The sequence below is a fragment of the Bacillota bacterium genome, from assembly GCA_013314855.1.
Lineage (GTDB): Bacteria > Bacillota > Clostridia > Acetivibrionales > DUMC01 > Ch48.
Genome location: JABUEW010000016.1, coordinates 1 through 24084, shown reverse-complemented (window position 1 = coordinate 24084; position 24084 = coordinate 1). Strand labels below are relative to the sequence as shown.

Genomic DNA, 24084 nt, shown 5'->3' with positions numbered 1-24084 from the left:
TGAGGAGGTGTAATTATGGTGATAGGAAATGAGCGTGTAAACAATAGCTATAAAGTAGCGACAAATAATAGGCCTCTTATTGACAAAAAAATACCTCGTAAGGCAAATACCGGATTTAATGAAATACTGAACGAAAGAATTAAAGAAGAAAAGCTTAAGTTTTCAAAACATGCTGAATTCAGGTTACAGTCAAGAAACATAAACTTATCTTCACTGCAGATGGACAGAATTATAGAAGGTGTAGATAAGGCAGGAGCGAAAGGAGTGAGAGATTCTCTTATACTTATGGATGACGTGGCATTTGTAGTCAATATCGAGAACAGAATGGTAATAACTGCAGCAAGTAAAAATGAATTAAAGGAGAATGTTTTTACAAATATCGATGGAGCAGTTATAGTTTAATTAAAAATTAAAAAGCAAAAGCAAAAGCATAAATATCAAACAGCCGGACCTTTTAAAGGGGGCTGTCTATTCTGGAATGACGGAAGGAATAGGATTCTAAAGGAGGTCAATAAATTATGATGAGGTCTATGTATGCAAGTGTATCCGGTTTAAGAGCCCATCAGGCAAAAATGGATGTAATAGGTAATAATATTGCTAATGTCAATACAATTGGTTTTAGAGCAAGTAGAGTTACATTTCAGGAAATATTCAATCAAACCCTGAAAGGTGCAAGTGCTCCGGATCCAGCTTTAGGAAGAGGTGGAACCAATCCAATGCAAATAGGATTGGGAATAAATGTGGGTGCAATAGATACAATTACGACAAGAGGAGGTTTACAAAGGACTGACAACCCCACTGACCTTTATATAGACGGGGAAGGATTCTTTATAGTAAAGGGTTCACATGCTGATACTTTCAAGTTTACAAGGGCTGGTAACTTTACATATGACGAACTTGGCAATTTAGTAACAGCGGGTGGCTTGAATGTGTATGGCTGGCTTGATTATGGAGGAAAAGCGGATGTGGACGGCAATTATGTGTTTGAGACAAATAAACCTGTTGAGCCGATAAATCTGTATGCAGATAATTATAATGGCAATAAGAGGATAGTTGCTGCAAAAGCTACGGAAAATGCAAAATTATCGGGGAATTTAGATGCAACTACTCCGATTTTTGACCCTAATGAAGATGAAGCTGCTCAACTAATTGTACCAATAATTGTATATGATTCCCTGGGTATCGAATATGAAATAAATGTTGAATTCAGAAAAACAGCAGCTACAGGAGGAATTACAACCTGGGAATGGAAAGTAACAAGCGGAGGACTATCATCCGAAGCTTCAGGAACAATACAGTTTAATGCAGATGGAAAAATTGTTAAAGCCGATAATCAAGCGAGGGTTACTTCTACTATAACCTTAATACCTAATGACAGTATTGGGTCAAAAAGTTTTGATGTAGTATTAGACTTTACAGATATTACAATGTATGCCGGTTCTGAGAATTCCGTCAAGCCTGTAATCGTTGATGGTTATCCTTCAGGAAGTCTTACTTCTTTCAGTATTGGGTCTGACGGCATAATTATGGGGATATACAGTAATGGGAAACAACAGCCTTTAGGCCTTATAGGACTGGCAAATTTTGATAATCCGGCAGGACTTCAACGGGTAGGAGACAATATGTATATCCCTACTCCAAATTCCGGGGATTTTAAAAGGGCAGTGAAACCAGGCACAGCAAGTGCAGGTATACTAAACCCTGGGGTTTTGGAAATGTCAAATGTTGATTTGGCAAAAGAGTTCACAGAGATGATTGTGACTCAAAGAGGTTTCCAGGCTAATACCCGAATACTGACAACTGTTGACGAAATGCTGCAGGAAATGGTAAACATGAAGAGATAGAATTAGTGTGAGGTTAGAAGTTGGAAGTGGGAAGTAAGAAACAAGAAATATATTCTGTATCTTACATCTCATGTTCCACTTCTAACTCATAGTTGCCAAAAGAAACTATTAATTTGGCGAAAAAGTAGTGAGGTATGTATTATGATTGAGTTGACAAAATTAGACAGTACACCATTTATATTGAATTGCGAACTTATTGAAACTATTGAAGAAAAGCCTGATACAACAATATCCACTACTAGTGGAAGAAAATATATTGTAAAGGAAACTATTGAAGAAGTTGTAGAAAAAGTGGTAAAATATAAAAGTAAAATTTTTAATATACAGAAGGAAATTTGACAAATTTTCTTATATTATGGTTAAATAGAAGATATTTGTTGAGTTTTGTTATGAGTATTGAGGGGGCATTAACTTGGCTAATAAGGGAGGTTTTATTGCACTTTTAATAATTATTGCAATGTTGACAATTTCTGTAGCAATGCTGGCAGGATATATACTTGTTTTTCGCGGTGCTGTGCAAAATAATACTGAAACTTTGAAGGATGCCGATTCCAATGAAATAAGAAGACCTTCTGATAATGAAATTGAACATAAAAAACTATTTGACGACAGTCAGTTTTTTGTTTTAAAAAACGGAAATAGTATGAGTACGAAAACATCAGTAATTCGTGTAGGCATAGACATGGTTTATTTTAAAAGGGTTAGGGGTATAAAAAACTGTGAAGAGAAAATATCTTTTTTTGATAGCGAAATAAAAGAATTAATAGGTACATATTTTCAGGATAAAACCTTAGAACAGGTAAAAGATATAGAGTTTAAGAAAAAAGCTAAAGAAGACTTGAAAAAAATGATAAATGATTTGCTAAATTCCAACGAGAAAATTTATAATGAGATAATCTACGAAGTTGTTTTCTATGATTGGTTTTATCAATAAGGGGGGAAAGGCAAGTTGGGTGATATCTTATCACAAAATGAAATTGATGAACTTTTAAAGGACTTAAATGGAGGGGAATTTAGTATACAGGAAATAAAGACGGCAGCTAATGAAAGAAAAATCAGAAGTCACGATTTTAGAAGGCCAAGCAAGTTTTCAAAAGAACATTTAAAGGCATTAAGAAGTATTCATGAAAACTATGCAAGGTTGGTAACGAATTTTCTAACAGCATACCTTAGGACTTTAACGCAAATTGATGTTATTGAAGTAGAATCCCTGGCCTATACTGATTTTATTAGTTCAATATCTAATCCTGTAATATTGGCCGTAGTTAATTTTTCACCTTTAGAAGGTAATGTAATATTTGAAATGTCTCCAAATATTGCTTTTGCTCTTATTGACCGTGTATTGGGCGGGAAAGGTATAATGAGCGAGAAGAAAAGAGATTTTACTGAAATTGAAATTGCAATAATGGAACGGATTGTTATTCAAATGTTAAGCATTATGAGAGAACCATGGAAAGATGTCATACCCGTTAAACCTGTGTTGGAAAGAGTTGAAACAAGCACTCAGTTTGCACAGCTGATAGCACCGAATGAAATTGTTGCGCTGATAACATTTAACGCAAAAATATCAGGTGTGGAAGGTATGATAAACATTTGCATCCCATATATAACAGTTGAACCTATTATATCCAAGTTAAGTACCAGATACTGGTTTTCAAGTGTAGAAAGACAAACTGACAGTAAATTTAAAGAGATCATTGTATCCGGCGTAGAAAGAACTAAAGTACCGATAACAGTTATCCTTGGAAGGACAAGCATAACTGTAGGAGATTTGGTGGAACTTCAGGTTGGTGATGTCCTGCCTCTTGATACAGAGGTCAGTTCCGACTTGGATATATTAGTTGGTGATCTGCATAAATTCCGCGGTAAACCTGGTATAAGAAAAAATAGAGTATCTGTAAAAATTACATCTGTAATTGGAAAGGAGGATGAATAGTTTTGGGAAATTCGTTATCACAGGCTGAAATAGATGCTTTACTAAAAGGCATAGCAATAAATACAGAAAATGATACAGAAAATGATTCAAACAATACAGAAGAGTCAGATAATAAATTAGAGCTTTCAGAAGAAGAAATCGATGCATTAGGTGAAATAGGAAATATATCTATAGGTACCTCCGCTACAACTTTATTTACTTTGCTAGGGCATAAGATATTGATAACTACTCCTAAAGTAACTGTAACAACATGGGAACAATTGGCTAAAGAACATCCCCTACCCTATATTGCTGTAAGGGTAGAGTATACGAAAGGACTTGAAGGTACAAACCTTCTTATATTAAAAGAAGAGGATGTGAAAATAATAACTGATTTAATGATGGGAGGCGATGGCACTATCAGCAAAGGGGAATTAACAGATTTGCACCTTAGTGCTATAAGTGAAGCTATGAACCAAATGATAGGTTCAGCTGCAACATCAATGTCGTCCATGTTTCAAAAAAGAATTGAAATTTCTACACCAAAGGTATTTATTATTAAATTTGATTCATCTAAAACTTATGAAGATTTTAATAGCTATGAAAAAGTTGTTAAGGTTTCGTTTAGAATGGTAGTGGAAAGTTTGATTGATAGTGAAATTATGCAATTATTACCAATAGAATTTGCAAAAAGGCTGGTTAATAATCTCCTTGACATTAACGTTAGAAGTGAAATAAGCACTAGTGATCAAAGTACTGCTCATGCCGGTAAAACTGAAAGCGAAAATAGGGATAACATTCACCAGGCGCAAGAGAAGAAGCATAGTTTGTCTCAAAAAGAAAGAGAGCAGGTAAATGTGCAGCCTGTACACTTTCTCCCTTTTGAAGAGGAGAGTAAACCGACTGAAAAACATAATATCAGTTTAGTTATGGATATACCACTGGAGGTAACAGTAGAGCTTGGAAAGACACAAAAGTTAATTAAAGAAATATTAGAGTTTAGTTATGGAACAATTATTGAGCTGGACAAGCTGGCAGGTGACCCTGTTGATATACTTGTGAATGGGAAAAGAATTGCGAAAGGTGAAGTGGTTGTTATAGACGATAGCTTTGGCGTTAGAATAACCGATATTGTACATCCTTCAAAAAGGTTTTAATAATTTAAGATCGCAATATAAACATAACAAGGGAGGATATTATAGTGGGTAAAAAGATTTTGATTGTCGACGATGCTGCATTTATGAGAATGATGATAAAGGATATCCTGGTAAAAAACGGATATGAAGTTGTGGGCGAGGCTGAAAATGGTGCACGTGCCGTGGAAAAATACAAAGAACTATTACCTGATTTAGTAATAATGGATATAACAATGCCTGAAGTTGACGGTATTCGAGCAGTAAAAGAAATAAAAAGCATTGATGGTAATGCAAAGATAATTATGTGTTCTGCTATGGGACAGCAGGCAATGGTTATTGAATCCATTCAAGCTGGGGCCAGGGATTTTATTGTAAAGCCCTTCCAGGCAGATAGAGTTGTGGATGCTGTTAAAAGAATCTTAGGTTAAAAATAAATCAAAGTATTATAGTGGAGATAGTAGCATGAAGGATTTTGATATTTTTTACGTGTTGGGGATTGTCTTAATATTTTCCTCAATACTTTTTCTTGCATATATTACAACCAGATATCTTGCAAGCAAAGCTGGGAAAATAGCAAAGGGTAAATACCTGAACATAATTGAAACTGTAGCCCTTGGGAAGGATAGATACCTTCATCTTATTAAAGTAGGGAATGATTTTATGCTTATATCCTCTTCAGGAAAGGGCATTGAACTTCTTAGCCGGGTAAACATTGATAACTATGTAGAAAACATGGACAATAGACAAAATACCTTTACTTTTAACAACATATTTAAATACAACCTTAACAAGATAAGAAACATAATTAAAGAAGTTGAAAAGGATAAAGAGGAATAGTGGGATAAGGATGGCAGGAATAATGAGAAGGAAAAAGAAAATAAAAATAATATATAAAAAGGTGATATTTGCTTCATTTATTATGATAATAGTGCTGTTCCAGGCATCAAACGCTTTTGCCGAGCCCATATTTCCCTTTAAATTTTGGTTTGGTATGGAACCGGCTGAAAATCCCAGTGAAGTATCATCTAGTATTCAACTATTAATACTTATTACAATACTTGCATTAGCTCCTTCAATTATTATAATGATGACAGCATTTACTAGAATAGTTATCATACTTTCCTTTATGAGGAATGCCCTTGGAACACAGCAAATGCCTCCAAATCAGGTATTAATAGGACTTGCTTTGTTTTTAACATTTTTTATAATGCGTCCGGTATTTACCGATATTAATGAAAACGCCATACAGCCCTTAGAGAGAGAAGAGATCAGCCAACAAGATGCTCTTGACAGGTCCTCATTAATAATTAAAAGATTTATGTTGACACAAATAAGAAATGAAGATGATTTGGAATTATTTGTACATTTAAGTAATATAGAAACACCTGTGGAACCCGAAAAACTGCCCATTACAATAATAGTCCCTGCATTTTTAGTAAATGAACTGACTATAGCATTTAAAATGGGGTTTTTAATATATATACCTTTTTTAATAATCGATATGGTGGTAGCTAGTACGTTGATGTCAATGGGAATGCTTATGCTTCCTCCGGTAATGATATCGTTACCTTTTAAAATACTGTTGTTTATTATGGTAGGCGGTTGGAATCTAATAGTACAATCAATTTTAGAAAGTTTTGCCAGATAGGAGTTAGAGGTGAGAGGTTAGAAGTTAGAGGTGGGAGATTGGAGGACAATAAGTTAGGGAGATAGGGGGGATGTAAATGGATATGAGTACTGTGTCAAGTATTGCACAACAGTCACTTTTAACTGTGCTGTATGTATCTGCACCTATATTGGGGGTAAGTTTAATAGTAGGCCTTGCTGTCAGCATATTTCAAGCAACCACACAAATACATGAGCAAACCCTTTCTTTTGTTCCTAAAATTCTTGCAGTAATAATATCTCTGGTATTGTTTGGACCATGGATGTTGGTTAAATTGATAGAATTTACAAAAAGCTTATATTTGAATATAGACGAGTACATTAAATAAGATGCGAAGTAAATTTATGTGTTAAGAAATGAGAGAAGGTAATGGCAGGGTTAGAGTTGGAAGTATTTAATTTCTTTTTAATATTTGTTAGGATGTTAGGCTTTTTTATAGTTGCTCCTTTGTTTGGCAGAAGAAATGTACCCGTAATTATTAAAGTTGGTTTTTCACTGTTACTGACAGCGGTGCTGTATAATATTATAGATAAAACTACTTTTGACGAACAGTTCCTGGATAAAAAAGGAGATATATATTACTATACCTTTCTCCTTTTTAAAGAATCGGTTGTTGGGTTGACATTGGGATTTGTTTCATATGCCATGTTTACAGCTATTTATGTTGCCGGGCAACTTATAGACATGCAAATTGGATTTGGGGTTGTTAATGTAATAGACCCTTTAAGCAGCATTCAGGTACCAATTACTTCGAATTTTTACTTTATACTTACCATGGTGGCGTTTTTAGCCTTTAGGGGGCACCACATTTTGATAAAAGCTCTGTTTGAAAGTTATAAACATATTCCTCTAGGCAGTGCAGGTTTTGAAGAAAATATGATTAACGATGTTTTGAGGATATTCGGCAGCATTTTTATATTAGGATTTAAGATTGCTGCTCCTGTGACAGCATCAATCCTAATTGCCGATATTGCTTTGGGCGTTATATCAAGAACAATTCCCCAGTTTAATGTTTTTATTGTGGGAATGCCTTTAAAAATAGCCCTTGGCATTGCAATTATGTTAATATCAATACCAATGTTTATAGAGTTATTAACAGGGTTGTTTTCAGAAATTAGTAATGAAATGGACATTCTTATAAAAGGAATGATGTCTGGGCAATGAGAAAAAATAGAGAAGATAATAAAAGATTTCTTGTAGTTAACCTTCAGTTATTTGCTGAAGACAAAGAAAGTAAAACTGAAAAAGCCACTCCGAAGAAAAGACAGGATGCCAAAAAAAAGGGGCAAGTGTTCCAGAGCAAAGAAATATCTTCTGCCTTTTTACTGCTATTAGTATTTTTATGTATGAAGGCTTTTGGAAAACAGGTTTATGAAGAGGTAACAGTGTTTATAAACAAGGCATTGGTCCAGTATATGGATAGTATAGAAGCTCTTTATACGATAGAGGGTTTCTCAGGTTTATTTATTGATATTATTACAATACTATTGAAAACAGCTGGTCCAATTATTGGTGTTGCTGTTATAGCAGGTTTAGCAGGAACATATGCCCAAGTTGGTTTTATATTTACAATAGAACCTATTACAATGAAGTTAAGCAGAATAAATCCTATGCAAGGCTTTAAGAGGATATTTTCTTCTCGTGGGGCGGCTGAACTTTTTAAAGCATTAATTAAAATAGTTGTAGTAGGTTATGTAGCATACCTTAGTTTAAAAGGAGAGGGTTTTAATATATTAAAGTTAATGTATATAGGGGTAGGGGAATCAGGAATATATATAATTAATACAGTCATAAACACAGCACTGAAAATATGCATGGTGTTAGTTGTATTTGGAATAGCGGATTATGGGTATCAATGGTGGGAGTATGAAAAAAATTTAAAGATGTCAAAACAAGAAATAAAAGAGGAGTACAAACAAGTTGAAGGTAATCCTGAAGTTAAGTCAAGAATTAAACAAAAACAGAGACAAATGTCTATGAAAAGAATGATGCATGAAGTCCAGAGCGCTGATGTAGTAATAACAAATCCTACTCATTATGCTGTTGCTATAAAATACGATTCAAATATTCATGATGCACCTATTGTAGTGGCTAAAGGGCAAAATTATATTGCCTTAAGAATAAAAGATATAGCAAGGGAAAACGAGGTAGAAATAGTTGAAAACAAAGAATTAGCAAGGATTATTTATAATACGGTTGAGGTTGGACAGGCAATACCTCCCGAGCTTTATCAGGCAGTTGCCGAAATACTTGCTTATATATATAATTTGAAAGGAATAGTAAAAACAGACTAAAAGACTAAAAAACAAACTACAGAAAAGGGGGCGAAAATATTAATGAAGTTTCGGGATATATCGGTTCCTATTATGCTGGTTGCTGTTACACTTGTGTTTATATTACCTATACCGGATTTTATACTTGATGTACTTCTTTCAATCAATATAATGTTATCAGCCATCATTCTTTTAAATACCATATATTTAAAAGATGCGTTGCAACTGTCTATTTTTCCTTCTTTTCTGGTTTTTGCAACAGTGTTCAGGCTTTCATTAAATGTATCTACAACAAAATTAATACTTGCCGAAGGTAAGGCGGGAAAAATTATTGATGGTTTCGGCAGGTTTGTAGCTAGAGATAATTCTGTAGTTGGTTTTATTATATTCCTTATAATAATGATTGTGAATTTCCTGGTAATAACAAAGGGGTCTGAAAGGATTGCTGAAGTTGCAGCTAGGTTTACATTAGATGCCATGCCCGGAAAACAGATGGCTATAGACGCCGACCTTAATACAGGCATTATAAGTGAAAATGAAGCAAAAGAAAGGAGAAAGAAAATTCAAAAGGAAGCTGACTTTTACGGGGCAATGGATGGAGCTAGTAAGTTTGTAAAAAATGATGCTATTGCCGGAATAATTATAACACTTTTAAACATTACAGGCGGACTTATCATAGGTATGGTTATGAGGGGAGAAGAGTTTAAAGAAGCCTTACAGAATTATACTATTTTAACAATAGGCGATGGCCTTGTAAGCCAGATTCCTGCGCTTATGATATCTACAGCTACCAGCTTTGTTGTAACCAGGGCTGCTTCAGAGTCGGATATAAGTGATGACATCCTTGAGCAAGTATTCAGCAATTCCAAAGTAATATACATTGCATCAGGAATGAGCTTTGTACTTTCATTCTTTTTAGCAAGGGTTCCTTTTCTTTTACTTTCTGCAATACTTGCCTTTATTGGCTATACCATTTCAAAACAGAAAAAGAAAGAGATAAAACAAGAAGCAGAAGAAGAGAAAGAAACTGAAGCAGCTGAAATAAGAAAACCTGAAAGTGTCATACCTCTATTACAGGTAGATCCCATCGAACTTGAATTTGGTTATGCTATAATTCCTATGGCAGATGTTAACCAGGGGGGAGACCTTTTGGACAGAGTGGTTATGATAAGAAGGCAGTTGGCCCTTGAGATGGGGGTGATTGTCCCAATTATCAGACTCAGGGATAATATCCAGTTAAACCCGAATGAATATGTTATAAAAATCAAGGGGGTAGAAGCTGCAAGGGGAGAATTGATGACTGACCATTTTCTTGCTGTAAACCCAGGTATAGTAGAAGAAGAAATAGACGGTATAAAAACTATTGAACCGGCTTTTGGGTTGCCTGCAGTGTGGATTAATGAAAATGAAACAGATAAGGCCGAAATGTTGGGTTACACTGTTGTGGACCCTCCGTCGGTTATTGCAACCCACCTGACGGAGGTTATAAAGCAATATGCACATTTGCTTTTAGGGAGGCAGGATGTCCAGTCTTTAATAGATAATGTGAAACAAAGCCATCCTGTTATTATAGAAGAATTGGTTCCAAAATTAATGACAGTAGGGGAAATACAGAAGGTGCTTGCCAATCTTTTGAAAGAAGGAGTTTGTATAAGAGATATGGTTACAATACTGGAAACATTGGCAGATTATGCTCCGGTTACGCGGGATACGGATATGTTAACGGAATATGTAAGGCAAGCCTTGGGTAGGTCTATATCAAAAAGGTATTTTAGTGAAGGAAAATCTAAAGTTATTACACTGGATCCTGAATTGGAAAAAATTATTATGAATTCGATACAAAAGACGGAAACCGGGTCGTATCTAGCTTTAGAACCCGGTATAGCGGATAACATTATAAAGAATGTTTCGAAGCAAATTCAAAAATTTGTTGAGCTTGGGCAACAACCTGTAATCCTGACATCTCCGGTTGTACGTTTATATTTTAAAAGATTGACGGAACATGTATTGCCTGATTTAATAGTATTGTCCTACAACGAATTAGATACGGCGATAGAAGTCCAATCTATTGGGATGGTGAGTGTCTGAAAATGAAAATCAAACGTTATATGGGAAGTAACTTGCAAGAAGCTATTTTAAAAGTAAAAATGGATCTGGGAAATGAAGCCTTAATTCTCAATACAAGAAATATTAGACAAAAAGGATTACTTAAGTTGTTTTCTAAACCCATGGTTGAAGTTATTGCCGCCTTGGATGAATCAAAGAAATTGGGTTCTGATCTTGAATCAAAAGTAAATAATATGGAGGAAATTCTCAATAGAATATATATGCAAATGCAAAATTCCTCATACTCTGCAAAATTAAATGAGCAGCCTTCTTACCTGCAATCTTATACAAATATAATGCAGTTATTTTACAATAATCTTGTAAAAAATGATGTTGACGAGGAAATTGCCAGAGCACTAATTGAAAAGGCCGGAGAAAAAACAGATGAGAACAACAGCGTCAATGATTTTATATCCGTCCTCTATAGCTGTATAGCGGAAATACTCAAAACTCCGGATACTATCCGTATCAAAGAAGAAGAAAAGCCTACAGTAATTATATTTACAGGCCCAACAGGAGTAGGTAAGACAACTACTCTTGCCAAAATTGCAGCTCATTATTCAATAAACCACAACAGGGATGTTGCTTTGATAACAGCCGATACATATAGAATTGCAGCAGTTGAGCAGTTAAAAACATATGCCGATATATTAGGCATACCCTTATCTATTGTATACTCCGGAAGTGAAGTAAAGGATGTGATAAACAGCTATAAAGACAAAGAATTAATATTAATTGATACTGCCGGTAGAAGCCATAAAAATAATAAACAGTTTGAAGAACTGAAAAATATTATTAACACGGTTAAGGCTGATGAAGTATATCTGGTATTGAGTATGACTGCCAGCAAAAAAAATTCCAGGGAAGTAATTGCAAGTTATAGTTTCTTAAATAATTATAAATTGATATTTACTAAAGCAGATGAGGCTCCTTCACAGGGAATTATACTTAATACGGTATATTATACCAAAAGGGCTCTTTCTTATATTACAACAGGACAGAGTGTCCCGGATGATATTGAAGTTGCGGATATAGATAAGATAACAAAAAATTTGTTAGGGAGTACAAGATAAATGAAAGATCAGGCAGATAGATTGAGAAAAATTATTGATAATTTAAGGATGAAGCAGCAATATTTACAGGCATCAGACATAAATGAACCGGTTAAGAAGACTGCACGGGTAATAACAGTTACCAGCGGCAAAGGTGGCGTAGGTAAAACAAATTTGGCTGTAAATATAGCTATTACTTTAAGTGAGCTCGGACTTAGAGTCATAATAATAGATGCTGATTTAGGTCTGGCTAATGTCGATGTGCTTTTGGGGCTGGTACCTCAATATACTCTGGCTGATGCTTTGAATAATAACAAAAACATAGTAGAGATAATGTGTGAAGGACCTAATGGTATAAAATTTATTTCGGGAGGGTCGGGGGTTGAAGAGCTTATAAAACTTAGTAAAGACAAATTGAATAGTTTTATTAATAATATTGGACAATTAGACAGGTTTTCCGATATTATAATAATTGATACGGGAGCAGGTTTGTCAGATAATGTAATAAAGTTTGTAATGGCTGCTGACGAAATTGTACTTGTTACAACACCTGAGCCTACATCAATCACGGATGCATATGCATTAATTAAACTAATCGTAAACAGGGATAAGGAAAAGAAGATTAAAATAATAGTAAATAGAGCGGAAAGTGTTAAAGAGGGCAATGATGCACTAAGAAAACTTATGCTGGTATCAGAAAAATTTCTTAACGCAAAACTTGACCCATTAGGTGTTATACTGTATGATGAAGCGGTTGTAAAGGCGGTAAAATTACAGCAGCCATTTTCCTTAAGCTTTCCGAACAGCCAGGCTTCAAAGTTTGTAAGACAGGTAACAGGCAAATTGGTTAATGAAGAAAGCTATTTCTTGGAATATAAACCTAAGGGAATAAAAAGTTTTGTAAGGCGTTTAGCAGGTTTTACAAGTATGCTATAGTAATTACAAACATGCTATGATAAATAAACTCGGGATCAGGTATTTTACAGGAGGTTATTTGAAAAGGATGTTGTTGACAGAGATTCAAACCGGTACCAGGTTAGAACTTGAAGTATATACTGAAGAAAATGATAAAATCGATATAGTTTTTGTAAGCAAGTTTGAACAGGCATTGAGTGATCAATTTGCAGTGATTAATGCTCCTTTGTATGAAGGAGTCGTGTATCCAATACGCATTGGCTGGATTTTGCATGTATATTTTTTTTCTGATGGAAAGCTGTATATGTTTGATTCAAAGGTTATTGACAGGATAACAAGGGACAATATGTCTTTTCTTAAGATAGAAAAGACAGGTAATATTATACGTATTCAAAGGCGTCATTATTACAGATTTGAATGTGCTTTGCCAGTAGAATACAGGAAATTTGATTGTGCCAATTTCCAAGATAAAAAAGAGGAAAAACCTTTTAGTGCAAGCATAACAAGAAATATAAGCGGTGGAGGAATATGCATTCTATTGAACGAAGACATGAGCATCAACCAATTAGTTGAATGTAAGTTAAAACTTCAAAGTAATACTATTATTAACTTTCTAGGAAGAATTGTAAGGACTGAAAAACTGGAACATAATATTAACTATAAGTTTGAAGCAGGGATAGCCTTTGAAATTATTGATAACAATGATAAAGAAACCATAATTAAATACATATTCAGACAGCAAAGAGAACTCCGTAAGAAGGGACTTATATAAACTATATAAAATAAACACAGAAATGACTTTATGTAAATTCGTGTTAAAGGGGTGAAGTTTATTAATGAGTACAAATCAATATCTTGACATTTTTATTGAAGAAGCGACAGAAAATTTACAAAACTTAAATCAAGCACTTTTGCAATTAGAAAGTAATCCGGAGGATAGTTCACTGCTAAACAGTATTTTCAGAATAGCGCATACTTTAAAAGGTATGGCAGGTACTATGGGATTTAATAAAATGTCCGGATTAACTCATATAATGGAAGATGTTTTACAAAAAGTAAAAAATGGCGTATTGGTGTTGAGTGAAGAACTAATTAACCTTTTATTCCGTTCTTTTGATGCTCTTGAAGATTATGTAAAGAGTATTATTAATTCGGGCAATGAAGGGGTAAATGAATACCATAATTTAATACACAAATTACGAAACATTGATAGACAAAGCGTTCATGAAGAAGATACACAAGAAAATGATAGGCTGAATATACCAAATAACATCATGCACCTGGACAAGTATGTAAAAAATATTATTGAAAAGGCCCATGAAATGGGTATGAATGTTTATAGAATAACTATTTACCTGGATAAAGGGTGTGTATTGAAGTCAGCTAGGGCTTTTGTCATTTTCCGAGTATTAGAAATGTATTCGGATATTATAAAATCCGAACCTGAAGTTATGGATATAGAAGATGAAAAATTTGATTTTATGTTTTCAGTTATTATTATATCAAGGGAAGATAAGGATATAATTATAAAAGAACTGTACAAGATAGCTGAAGTAGAAAAAGTGGAATTAGATGTTTTGAAAAAAGTAAATGAAATTCCCCAAAAAGATATTGCAGCTTCTAAAGATGTTACGACTACTATAATAAAAGACTCAAGACCAACTAAAACAATAAGAGTAGATATACAAAGATTGGATGTTTTACTTAATCTTGTAGGAGAATTAATAATTCAGAAAACCAGGTTAGAAGAGGTTTATGATGATAAAAGCCAGATATATGAAGAGTCTCTGAAACATCTTGAAAGAATTATTTCCAGCTTGCATGATGCAGTGATGAAGGTAAGAATGGTACCTGTTGAGATAGTATTTAACAGATTTCCGAGGATGATTAGAGATCTATCAAAGAAATTAGGTAAAGAAATTGTACTAGTAATGTCGGGAGAAGATACAGAATTGGACAGAACAGTAGTAGATGAAATAGGTGAGCCTTTGGTTCATCTTTTAAGGAATTCTGTCGACCATGGGATTGAAACACCTGGGAAACGGTTAGCATTAGGGAAGCCGGAACAGGGACATATTAACCTAAGAGCTTACCAGGATGGAGATAATGTTGTAATAGAGGTAGAAGATGACGGCCAGGGTATAAATATAGAAAAGGTTAAAGAAAAGGCTATTGAAAAAGGAATTACAACTTTGGAAGAAATAAAGACTGCAACAGAGAAGCAGATACTAGAGTTGTTGTTTTTGCCAAGCATGAGTACAGCAGATACTATAAGCAGTTTGTCGGGAAGAGGAGTAGGATTGGATGTTGTAAAGACAAAAATTGAGTCTTTAGGTGGTATAGTTGAGATTGAAACAAGGAAGGGTAAAGGGACCAAGTTTATAATACGGCTTCCCTTAACTCTTGCAATGATACAGGCTTTACTTGTTTATATAGGGGAGGAAAGGTATGCTATACCTTTAAGCAGTGTTAAGCAAATAGTGAAAATTAAGCCTCAAGAAATCAAGGAAGTACAAAAAAGAGAGATTTTGTTAATGGGTGAAACAATTATACCTATTGTAAAACTGAACCAGGTGTTGGATATACAGACCGAAAAAGATAAACAGAGCATGACTATAGTTATAGTCAGCAAGGGTGAGAAATTGTATGGACTCGCGGTAGACAACCTTATAGGTCAACAGGAAATTGTAATTAAAAATGTAGGTAAATATTTATCAGGGATAAAAACAATATCTGGAGCGACAATTCTAGGAGATGGTAAAGTTGCTTTGATATTGGATTTGAATTATATTGCACAGTAGGAAAAAATTGTAAAAAAGGTCATATAACAAAGAGACAGTGAGGCAAAAAGAAAGGGGAGGTTTACATGGAAGGATTAAAAACTCCAAATATTATTCAAGTTTTAAGTTTTAAATTAGGTGAAGATGAATACGGAATGGATATCCGGAATATAACTACAATTATTGAAAATAACTTGCCTATAACAAGAGTTCCGGGTGTACCTCCATATATAAAAGGCGTAATAAATTTAAGAGGGGACATAGTCCCGGTACTTGAACTTAGGCGCAAACTTAACCTTCAACCTGTTGAAGATACAGAAGATACAAAAATTATTGTGGTAGACATAGATGATATGACTGTAGGAATTAAAGTTGATCGCGTACTTGAAGTTGTCCAACTTGATAAAGAGTGTATAGAGGAAGTATCCGGTATAGGAGATGAAAATTCAAGAGACTATTTTTCAGGATTAGGAAGGATTAAAGACAGAGTAATTATATTGATGGATATTGAAAAAGTTATAAGAATTTAAAAGAAAAAGGTGAAGTTGGGGATTAAATATGAAAATTAATGATTTTAAACAATTGGATGGTTTTTACTTGGATGTTCTTAGAGAAGTAGGGAATATTGGAGCAGGTAATGCGGCAACTGCCCTGGCAAAGCTTATTAAAAAAAAAGTAATAATGGATGTACCCAATGTAAAAATTATGGAATTTAAGGAAGTTAGTGAGTTGATGGAAAGTGCAGAAAAACTGGTAATAGGGGTTTTAATAAAAATATTGGGTGATTTGCCAGGATATATACTGTTCATCATGGAATATAAAACAGCCAGGTTATTAGTGGATACACTTATAGAAATTGCCCAAAATCCTGAAGTTGCTTCCGGAGAATTTTCCGAGTTAGAAATATCTGCTATTAAAGAAGTAGGAAATATAGTGGCCGGATCGTATCTTTCAGCTTTGTCAACCCTGACCGGTTTAAAGGTACAAACATCCGTCCCAAGTATAGCTATTGATATGGCGGGAGCAATATTAAGCGTACCTGCGATAGAGTTCGGTAAGGTATGTGATACTGTATTATACATAGAAACAAAGTTTTCAGAAGGTACTACAAATATAAAGGGAGATTTTATACTAATCCCTGCTCTTGAATCTTATGAGATAATAATGAAGGCATTAGGGGTAGGTAATTGATGGATAATACTATTAAGGTAGGGATGGCAGAATTAAGTGCACTAAATCATCCGGGGGTGCTTGTTACAATTGGTCTTGGTTCATGTGTAGGAATAGCATTATATGATAGGGAAAAGAAGGTAATTGGGCTGGCACATGCAATGCTTCCATCAAGTTTGCAGATAAAAAATAATACAAATACAAATAAAGGCAAATTTGCCGATACTGCTATTTTAGAACTGCTGGATGAAATGATAAGGCTGGGTGCTTCGAGAAAAAATATCATAGCTAAGCTGGCTGGTGGTGCCCAAATGTTTACATTTAATGATTCTTCAGATATAATAAGAATAGGAGAAAGAAATGTCATTGCAGCAAAAGAGAAACTACGTGAATTAAACATAGAGATTATTTCGGAAGATACCGGCGGAAACTATGGACGTACTATAGAATTTTATTCTGATGATGGCCGATTGGTTGTTAAAACATTAGGGCTTGGGACTAAAGAAATATAATCAGATGTAAAGTTTTGATTTTTAGATATGAGGTGTATGGGAATTAATTATGCAGTATATAAAAAAACTTCCTTTGATATTGAGTATGTTTATGTCCATTATTATAGGTATTGCCGGCTATATGCAGGGGGTTGCACAAAAGGAAATTTATATTAGAATAGTAATAAGTCTAGTCTTATTTTTTGCATTAGGCTTATTTATAAAAAATAATATTGAAAAAATATATGGGAGTATATTAGAAAAGAAAAATACATATGATGCTGAAACCGGAGAGAAAAAATGAGAATAATGAAAAAAATATAAAGATTTAAGAAATAGGAGAAGAGAAATATGACTTCAAGTACCGTGCAGAATGAATTATGGAAACAATATTATGAAACAAAAGATCCTGAAATAAGGGAAAAATTAATAAAAGACTATTTATACCTTGTAAAATATATTGCCGGTAGAATGAATATATATTTCGGCTCCAATATTGAATATGACGATATTGTCAGCTTTGGAGTATTTGGCCTGATTGATGCTATAGATAAGTTTGATATTAACAAGGGGGTAAAGTTCGAAACTTATGCTACGTTACGTATACGGGGTTCAATAATTGATAGCATAAGAGAGTTGGATTGGGTACCAAGGTCTTTAAGGCAAAAAAGTAAAGAGCTGGAGAGGTTATACATGGAGTTGGAAACACAAAAAGGCCAACCACCCACAGATAAAGAGATAGCCGAAAAAATGGGGATATCTATTGATGAATATAATAAGCTTTTGAATAATATTAATTTTTCTACGCTTATTTCCCTTGATGAATATCTTGAGCAGAATTTCCAGGTGGATTCCGATATAATGCATATAAAAAGTGATGATAGGCCTGATAGTTATCTTGAGTTGATAGAACTTAAAAGCCTTTTAGGAGAAGCAATAGATAGCCTTCCTGAAAAAGAAAAGCTCGTTGTTTCCTTGTACTACTATGATGAATTAACGTTAAAAGAAATTGGTAGTGTACTTAATGTTTCAGAATCAAGGGTATCCCAGCTACATACAAAAGCTATATTAAGGTTAAGAGGTAAATTGTCCAAATATATGAATGATTTATAATACCTTTAATCTTAATAAAGAAAACCTAAATTTAGAATAATAAGGTAGGGAAGGAAAATGGAGAAAATACCCGAAAACATTTATGTTAATATTTCTCCTGACAAAATGAAAGCATTTATTACCATATCTCCTTCTTCTGATAATAAAATACCTTCTTTAAATGAGCTGTTGAATATCTTAAAGGAAAAAGGAGTAGTATATGGTATAAATGAAAGTCTTTTAAATGTTATATTAAATCAGAAGATTTTTAATCAGGAAATTATGATAGCAGAAGGTATATATCCCATCGATGGCACTGATGGCAGACTAGAGTTTTATTTTAATATAAAGAAAGATAGAAAACCTATAATTCTAGAAGATGGGAGAGTAGATTTTAGAAATCTGGGCCTAATAGAAAATGTGAAGAAAGGTCAAAAATTGTGTTCATTAATTCCTCCCTTGCCTGGTAAGGATGGAAAAACAGTTACCGGTGAGATTGTGAATTACCGGGAAGGAAAGCCGGCAAAGTTGCCCATAGGGAAAAATGTTGAAATTGCGAAAGAATCGGATTTATTAGTTGCTTCAATTGATGGCCAGGTTAGCTATACCAATGGAAAAATTAATGTATACCCCTATTATGAAGTTCAAGGCGATGTAGATAATTCAACGGGAAATATTAACTTTGTAGGGAATATAACTATCAGGGGTAGTGTATTATCGGGTTTTAAGGTTGAGGCCGGTGGGGACATAGAAATATGGGGTGTAGTGGAAGGAGCAACTGTAAAAGCCGGTGGGGATATTATAATAAAAAGAGGGGTACAGGGCAATAACAAGGCGCTGATAATAAGTGAGGGAGATATTGTTGCAAGATACATAGAACACGGTAATGTTGAAGCAAAGAATGATATAAAGGCTGAAGCAATAATGCATAGTAATATTAAATGCGGAGGAAAACTGGAACTTTCAGGGAGGAAAGGCCTTTTAGTAGGAGGTAGTATTAAAGTTGGAAAAGAAATAAATGCAAAAGTAATCGGCTCTCATTTGGCGATTGCTACTGAAGTTGAAGTTGGAGTAGCTCCTGCCCTGCGTGAAACGCATAAGGCATTAAAACAAGAAATAAACAAACTGGAAAATGATTTAAAGAAAACAGAGCAGATTATTAATATATTGTTAAAACTAGGCGAAAGCAATATGTTGACTCAGGACAAAAACGAATTATTGGAGAGAAGTTTAAAAACGAAACAATTATATTATAGCCGAATTTCTCAATTAACAAATGAATTGGAAGTGGTTGATGAGCAATTAAATAAAGAAGCAAGTGGAAAAGTAAAGTGCTATGGAGTAATATATCCGGGTACAAGAATAACTATTGGACCGGCCATTTTGCTTGTTAAAGAAGATTTACACTACTGTACTTTATATAGAGATGGAATGGATATTAAAGTAGTACCTTTAAAATAAAAAATTAATAAGCGTTAAATTATTGTGTTTAAGGGTTTTGGGTGAGGTTTGGATGTAAAAAGAGAGGGGTGAAATTTATGTTTATAAAACCGGTTGATTTTCAGATTATGATACCAAAAATGTCGGAAGTATCTAAAATAAGCAATGATATACAGCAAAAAGGCTTGATATTTCAGCAGCAAGGAAATGTAGAACTGCAGGGCGAAATTGATAGAAATTTAAAGCAGGTACATGATAAAGAGAATGTTAGACATGGAAGAATTATTGATAGGCAGAAAAAGGACTTATTTGATAAAAATAATAAAAAACAGAGAAAGAAGGGAGGGGGGGATAAAGATACTGAACAAGATAAAAGGGGAATAGATGTAAGAATATAAAATGTCAACAAATGTAATAAATATAATAATATAATAGTGGAGTGGTAGAAGTGAATCCGTATTATACAGCAATGCTATTAATTGGAATATTATTGGTAATATTTTGCACAGTGTTAATAATTTATGACAATAAAAAACTTTTATCATACATTAAATTAGCTGATGAAAGGGAGCAGCAATTAAGAGAAATTGTTTCGGATGCTGAGTTAATGATAGAAGAGCTAAATAGTTTTTCTGATTATATTGTTAACGAGGTAGAAAAAAAGAATGTTGAATTTAAAAATAATATACAACACTTAGAAGCAGAAATAAATAATTTAAATCACAAAACAGAGGAACTATTTGAAATTTTAAATAATATTAACAACAACCAATCTTTATTGAAAGATGAAGAAAAAGATAAAACTGAGATAGATTCAAGGCAAAGTTTTATATCATTAAACAGTAAATATTCTGAAGTAATACGACTTTCCAAAGAAGGTATGGAAGAGACTGAAATTGCCCGCAAACTTAATATGGGAAAAGGGGAAGTCCAATTAATATTGCAGTTTACGAAATGAGTTTCAAATGAAAAATTTGAAAATAAGCTTGGATTAGAGTGGTATTCCTTTCTATCAATGCCACAATCACCCTTTTATATTATAATTTTCTATGCAGTATTTGTGCGGTATATAAAGAAAAAGGCTTTCAGCAGAATCCATGAAAGCCTTGGTGCCGAAGGTGGGACTCGAACCCACATGGTATTGCTACCGCTGGATTTTGAGTCCAGTGCGTCTGCCAATTTCACCACTTCGGCATATTCTTTGGATATCATATTTCAACTACATTCTACATGGTTTAGATAACCATGTAGAATGTGTGAAGAACTTAACTGCTTTATTATAATAGCATATTCGGTTTTAGAAATCAAGGGTAAGTTTGGTTTTTTGTTTTGGTTTTTTTGTATTTTTTGTATTTACTTTTTTTGTATTTTTGTGACCCCGTTAATACTCTCATAGCGTTTAATACTGCGAGAAGAGCTACTCCTACATCCGCAAACACAGCTCCCCACATTGTTGCTATACCCGTCGATCCAAGGATAAGTACAAGGCCTTTAATGCCAAGTGCCAGTGCAATATTCTGGATTACAATTGCTTTTGTCTTTTTGGCAATATTAATAGCACTAACCAGTTTTGAGGGCTCGTCAGTCATTAAAACAATATCTGCTGCCTCCATAGCTGCATCAGAACCAAGTCCACCCATGGCCACACCTATATCGGCCTGCGCAAGCACAGGTGCATCATTGATACCATCACCGGCAAATAATAGTTTTCCCCTTGGAGATTTTTGCTTGTCAAGCATTTCAAGCTTTTCTACTTTTTCATGTGGGAGCAGTTCTGCATATACCTGGTCTATATCCAGCTGATTTCCAATTTGTAAAGCGATATTTTTATTATCACCTGTTAACATAACAATATTATCTATACCCATATCTTTTAGAGCTTTAATAGATTTTACCGAATCTTCCTTGATTTCATCTGAAATAGTTATAAAGCCGGCATATTTTCCGTCTATAGCTACATAAATTACTGAATTGGAGGCATTACTACCATTTATAGTTATGTTTTCCTCCAGCATAAATTTAAAATTACCGGCAGCTATTTTTTTGCCTTTTACATTTACTTTAACACCATAACCAGGTATTTCCTGAAAATTGTCAATTATACTTTGTTCAATCTTTTTCCCATATGCATTTATAATTGATAATGCAATAGGATGGTTGGAGAAATACTCGGCATAAGCTGCATATTCCAACAATTCTTCTTCCGTAAATCCCTCTTGAGGAGTTATGCCCGATACTTTGAAAACTCCCTTTGTTAAAGTGCCTGTCTTATCAAAAACCGCTATTTCTACATTATTTAAAGCTTCCAGATAATTGCTTCCTTTTATCAGTATTCCCTTTCCGGATGCTCCTCCGATACCGCCCAAATAACTAAGAGGTATAGAAATTACCAGGGCGCAGGGGCATGAAATAACAAGAAATAAAAGAGACCTGTATATCCAGGGTGATGCAGGGGATTTGGTTATTATTGGCGGTATTACGGCAATAATGACAGCAATCAATACAACTGCCGGTGTATAATATTTAGCAAATCTGGTTATAAATTTTTCTGTAGGTGCTTTTTTAGAGGCTGCGTTTTGTACCATATCCAATATTTTTGAAATGGTAGAGTCACTGTATTCTTTAGTGACCTTTACAGTTAGTAGGTTATTTTTGTTTATAGATCCTGACAAAACTTCACTTCCGGCTTCAACTGTAATTGGAATGGATTCACCCGTGAGTGTAGAAGTATCAACCGTTGAAACACCTTCAACGACAATGCCATCAAGGGGTACCTTTTCTCCAGGCTTTACAATTATCAATTCACCTGTTTTCACTTTTTCAGGCATAACTTTCACTATGTTTTCGCCTAACTTTAGATTAGCAAAGTCAGGCTTTATTTTTATGAGATTTTCAATAGATTTTCTGGAGCGGTCTACAGCAATATTTTGAAGAATTTCGCCTACCTGGTAAAACAGCATTACTGCTACTCCTTCAGGGTATTCCTTTATTATAAATGCACCTATTGTAGCAATGCCCATCAAAAAATTTTCATCAAAAAAATTTCCTCTTACTATATTTTTAAAGGCATTTATGAGCACTTCTACTCCTACAATAATATAGCTTGCAAAAAACAAGGCTAATTTCAGCCATTGATATTTATCATATTTATCAATAATAAGTGCTGTTACAAATAAAAGGATACTGATGATTACCCTGGCTATTGTTTCTTTATCTGCTACATCCCATAGGCCCGGCTTTCCTTTAATTTCAATTTTGGGTCTATCTGTTAAACATGTTCCTGCTCCAAAATTTGCACAGTTTGATTTTTCACACATTATATCTCCCTCACATTAATAAATCCTATGTTTTAAAACACATGCCGGACAATTTATGAACATATGAATATATATTCATAGGTTATATATTATATTATATGAGGGAATTTTGTGAAAGTCAACAGAATATTTTTGACATAGAATATTTCTGAAATTACATGTCTACTATGCCTGAAATTACAATACCCCTTGTGTTTGGATCATTTTTTAAATCGATATAATAGGGTGTTACTAGAGTATCACCATGTTTAACAACTTTTATTATTGGTCTCATGCAACAATCAGAATAATTCTTAACAACAATACCTGTTGTATTATTACTTAGTAATACACTGGTACCTACAGGATAAGGGACAACTATTTTTGTAAAAAACTTAACAATTTCAGAATCAAAAAGAGTGCCACCTCCACCCATAATATATTCTATGGCTTCGGATGGAAACATTGCTTTTCTGTATGGTCTGTCTGATGTAAGTGCGTCATACACATCTGCTACTGTTATTATCCGTCCTAAAAGAGATATTTCTGATCCTACCAATTCAAATGGGTATCCTGTCCCGTTGTATTTTTCATGGTGGTGAAGTACTCCAATACTGGAATAGTAGGAGAATGAATTATTTTCTTTTAAAATCTGATACCCTTTATATGGGTGAGTTTTAACTATTTCAAATTCACTTTCGTTAAGCCGTCCGTTTTTATTTAAAATTTCCTTTGGAATAAATACCTTGCCTATATCATGAAGTAAAGCAGCCATCCCAAGTTTAAAAAGTATGTTTTTGCTTAAACCTATAACAGCTCCTATGGAAAGAGATAGTATAGTGACATTGACTGAATGAGAATAAGTATAATCATCATAGCTTTTTAAATCAATAATATTTACAAGAAGC

The 24084-nt window shown here is 34.0% G+C and carries 27 protein-coding genes and 1 tRNA gene; 25 read left to right on the top strand and 3 right to left on the bottom strand.

Going from position 1 to position 24084, the window contains the following annotated elements; genetic code table 11:
• The first annotated feature begins 15 nt into the window (after positions 1–15).
• The 25 genes from HPY74_04200 (at position 16) to HPY74_04080 (ending at position 20838) form a co-directional block, all read left to right on the top strand.
• Positions 16–402 (top strand): flagellar biosynthesis protein, encoded by a 387-nt coding sequence (locus HPY74_04200; protein NSW89880.1) that lies wholly within the window; start codon positions 16–18, stop codon positions 400–402.
• Between the two features lie 116 nt (positions 403–518).
• Positions 519–1844: a flagellar hook protein FlgE gene (locus HPY74_04195; GenBank protein NSW89879.1), complete on the top strand. Its 1326-nt coding sequence runs from the start codon at positions 519–521 to the stop codon at positions 1842–1844.
• 141 nt (positions 1845–1985) lie between these two features.
• On the top strand, positions 1986–2183 hold the full coding sequence (locus tag HPY74_04190; GenBank protein NSW89878.1) for a flagellar FlbD family protein: 198 nt from the start codon (positions 1986–1988) through the stop codon (positions 2181–2183).
• 73 nt (positions 2184–2256) lie between these two features.
• A complete protein-coding gene (locus tag HPY74_04185) occupies positions 2257–2778 on the top strand; it encodes a flagellar basal body-associated FliL family protein (protein NSW89877.1) in 522 nt (173 codons plus the stop codon).
• Positions 2779–2793: 15 nt separating this feature from the next.
• Positions 2794–3780 carry a flagellar motor switch protein FliM gene (gene fliM, locus HPY74_04180; GenBank protein ID NSW89876.1) on the top strand — a complete coding sequence of 329 codons (987 nt, stop codon included), beginning with the start codon at positions 2794–2796 and terminating at the stop codon, positions 3778–3780.
• A 2-nt stretch (positions 3781–3782) separates the two neighbouring features.
• Positions 3783–4916, top strand: a complete 1134-nt coding sequence (gene fliY, locus HPY74_04175) for a flagellar motor switch phosphatase FliY (protein NSW89875.1) — start codon at positions 3783–3785, stop codon at positions 4914–4916.
• Positions 4917–4960: 44 nt separating this feature from the next.
• Entirely contained in the window at positions 4961–5323 is a 363-nt protein-coding gene (locus tag HPY74_04170) for a response regulator (protein ID NSW89874.1), read from the top strand.
• 34 nt (positions 5324–5357) lie between these two features.
• Positions 5358–5732 (top strand): flagellar biosynthetic protein FliO, encoded by a 375-nt coding sequence (locus HPY74_04165; protein NSW89873.1) that lies wholly within the window; start codon positions 5358–5360, stop codon positions 5730–5732.
• 22 nt (positions 5733–5754) lie between these two features.
• The gene (gene fliP / locus HPY74_04160) at positions 5755–6543 is read left to right on the top strand and encodes a flagellar type III secretion system pore protein FliP (GenBank protein NSW89872.1); all 789 of its coding nucleotides are present in this window, start codon (positions 5755–5757) and stop codon (positions 6541–6543) included.
• 76 nt (positions 6544–6619) lie between these two features.
• On the top strand, positions 6620–6889 hold the full coding sequence (fliQ, locus tag HPY74_04155) for a flagellar biosynthesis protein FliQ (protein ID NSW89871.1): 270 nt from the start codon (positions 6620–6622) through the stop codon (positions 6887–6889).
• A gap of 41 nt (positions 6890–6930) precedes the next feature.
• Positions 6931–7725 (top strand): flagellar type III secretion system protein FliR, encoded by a 795-nt coding sequence (gene fliR / locus HPY74_04150; protein ID NSW89870.1) that lies wholly within the window; start codon positions 6931–6933, stop codon positions 7723–7725.
• Entirely contained in the window at positions 7722–8855 is a 1134-nt protein-coding gene (gene flhB / locus HPY74_04145) for a flagellar biosynthesis protein FlhB (GenBank protein NSW89869.1), read from the top strand. Before fliR ends, flhB begins: the two co-directional genes overlap by 4 nt.
• Before the next feature lie 42 nt (positions 8856–8897).
• Positions 8898–10922 carry a flagellar biosynthesis protein FlhA gene (flhA, locus tag HPY74_04140; GenBank protein ID NSW89868.1) on the top strand — a complete coding sequence of 675 codons (2025 nt, stop codon included), beginning with the start codon at positions 8898–8900 and terminating at the stop codon, positions 10920–10922.
• A 2-nt stretch (positions 10923–10924) separates the two neighbouring features.
• Complete coding sequence (locus tag HPY74_04135) at positions 10925–12013, top strand: AAA family ATPase (GenBank protein NSW89867.1); 1089 nt, start codon at positions 10925–10927, stop codon at positions 12011–12013.
• Positions 12014–12928 (top strand): MinD/ParA family protein, encoded by a 915-nt coding sequence (locus tag HPY74_04130; protein ID NSW89866.1) that lies wholly within the window; start codon positions 12014–12016, stop codon positions 12926–12928.
• Between the two features lie 58 nt (positions 12929–12986).
• The gene (locus tag HPY74_04125; GenBank protein NSW89865.1) at positions 12987–13679 is read left to right on the top strand and encodes a flagellar brake protein; all 693 of its coding nucleotides are present in this window, start codon (positions 12987–12989) and stop codon (positions 13677–13679) included.
• 64 nt (positions 13680–13743) lie between these two features.
• Positions 13744–15708 carry a chemotaxis protein CheA gene (locus tag HPY74_04120; GenBank protein ID NSW89864.1) on the top strand — a complete coding sequence of 655 codons (1965 nt, stop codon included), beginning with the start codon at positions 13744–13746 and terminating at the stop codon, positions 15706–15708.
• A gap of 65 nt (positions 15709–15773) precedes the next feature.
• Positions 15774–16217, top strand: coding sequence for a purine-binding chemotaxis protein CheW (locus HPY74_04115; GenBank protein ID NSW89863.1), 444 nt, complete (start codon positions 15774–15776; stop codon positions 16215–16217).
• 28 nt (positions 16218–16245) lie between these two features.
• Positions 16246–16878, top strand: coding sequence for a chemotaxis protein CheC (locus HPY74_04110; GenBank protein ID NSW89862.1), 633 nt, complete (start codon positions 16246–16248; stop codon positions 16876–16878).
• Positions 16878–17369 carry a chemotaxis protein CheD gene (locus tag HPY74_04105; protein ID NSW89861.1) on the top strand — a complete coding sequence of 164 codons (492 nt, stop codon included), beginning with the start codon at positions 16878–16880 and terminating at the stop codon, positions 17367–17369. The genes HPY74_04110 and HPY74_04105 overlap by 1 nt, the downstream gene beginning before the upstream one ends.
• 49 nt (positions 17370–17418) lie before the next feature.
• Complete coding sequence (locus HPY74_04100; protein NSW89860.1) at positions 17419–17652, top strand: hypothetical protein; 234 nt, start codon at positions 17419–17421, stop codon at positions 17650–17652.
• A gap of 47 nt (positions 17653–17699) precedes the next feature.
• Positions 17700–18461: a FliA/WhiG family RNA polymerase sigma factor gene (locus tag HPY74_04095; GenBank protein NSW89859.1), complete on the top strand. Its 762-nt coding sequence runs from the start codon at positions 17700–17702 to the stop codon at positions 18459–18461.
• A 57-nt stretch (positions 18462–18518) separates the two neighbouring features.
• Positions 18519–19901, top strand: a complete 1383-nt coding sequence (locus HPY74_04090) for a DUF342 domain-containing protein (protein ID NSW89858.1) — start codon at positions 18519–18521, stop codon at positions 19899–19901.
• 77 nt (positions 19902–19978) lie between these two features.
• The gene (locus tag HPY74_04085; protein NSW89857.1) at positions 19979–20278 is read left to right on the top strand and encodes a hypothetical protein; all 300 of its coding nucleotides are present in this window, start codon (positions 19979–19981) and stop codon (positions 20276–20278) included.
• 50 nt (positions 20279–20328) lie between these two features.
• On the top strand, positions 20329–20838 hold the full coding sequence (locus HPY74_04080; protein ID NSW89856.1) for a hypothetical protein: 510 nt from the start codon (positions 20329–20331) through the stop codon (positions 20836–20838).
• Positions 20839–20987: 149 nt separating this feature from the next.
• On the opposite strand, the gene HPY74_04075 is transcribed toward HPY74_04080, so the two are convergent.
• The 3 genes from HPY74_04075 to HPY74_04065 form a co-directional block, all read right to left on the bottom strand.
• Positions 20988–21074: transfer RNA gene (locus HPY74_04075), tRNA-Leu, on the bottom strand.
• A gap of 110 nt (positions 21075–21184) precedes the next feature.
• Positions 21185–23197, bottom strand: coding sequence for a cadmium-translocating P-type ATPase (cadA, locus tag HPY74_04070; protein NSW89855.1), 2013 nt, complete (start codon positions 23195–23197; stop codon positions 21185–21187).
• Positions 23198–23351: 154 nt separating this feature from the next.
• Positions 23352–24084, bottom strand: a 733-nt coding sequence (locus HPY74_04065) for an HD-GYP domain-containing protein (GenBank protein NSW89854.1), incomplete at its 5' end; no start/stop codon positions are given.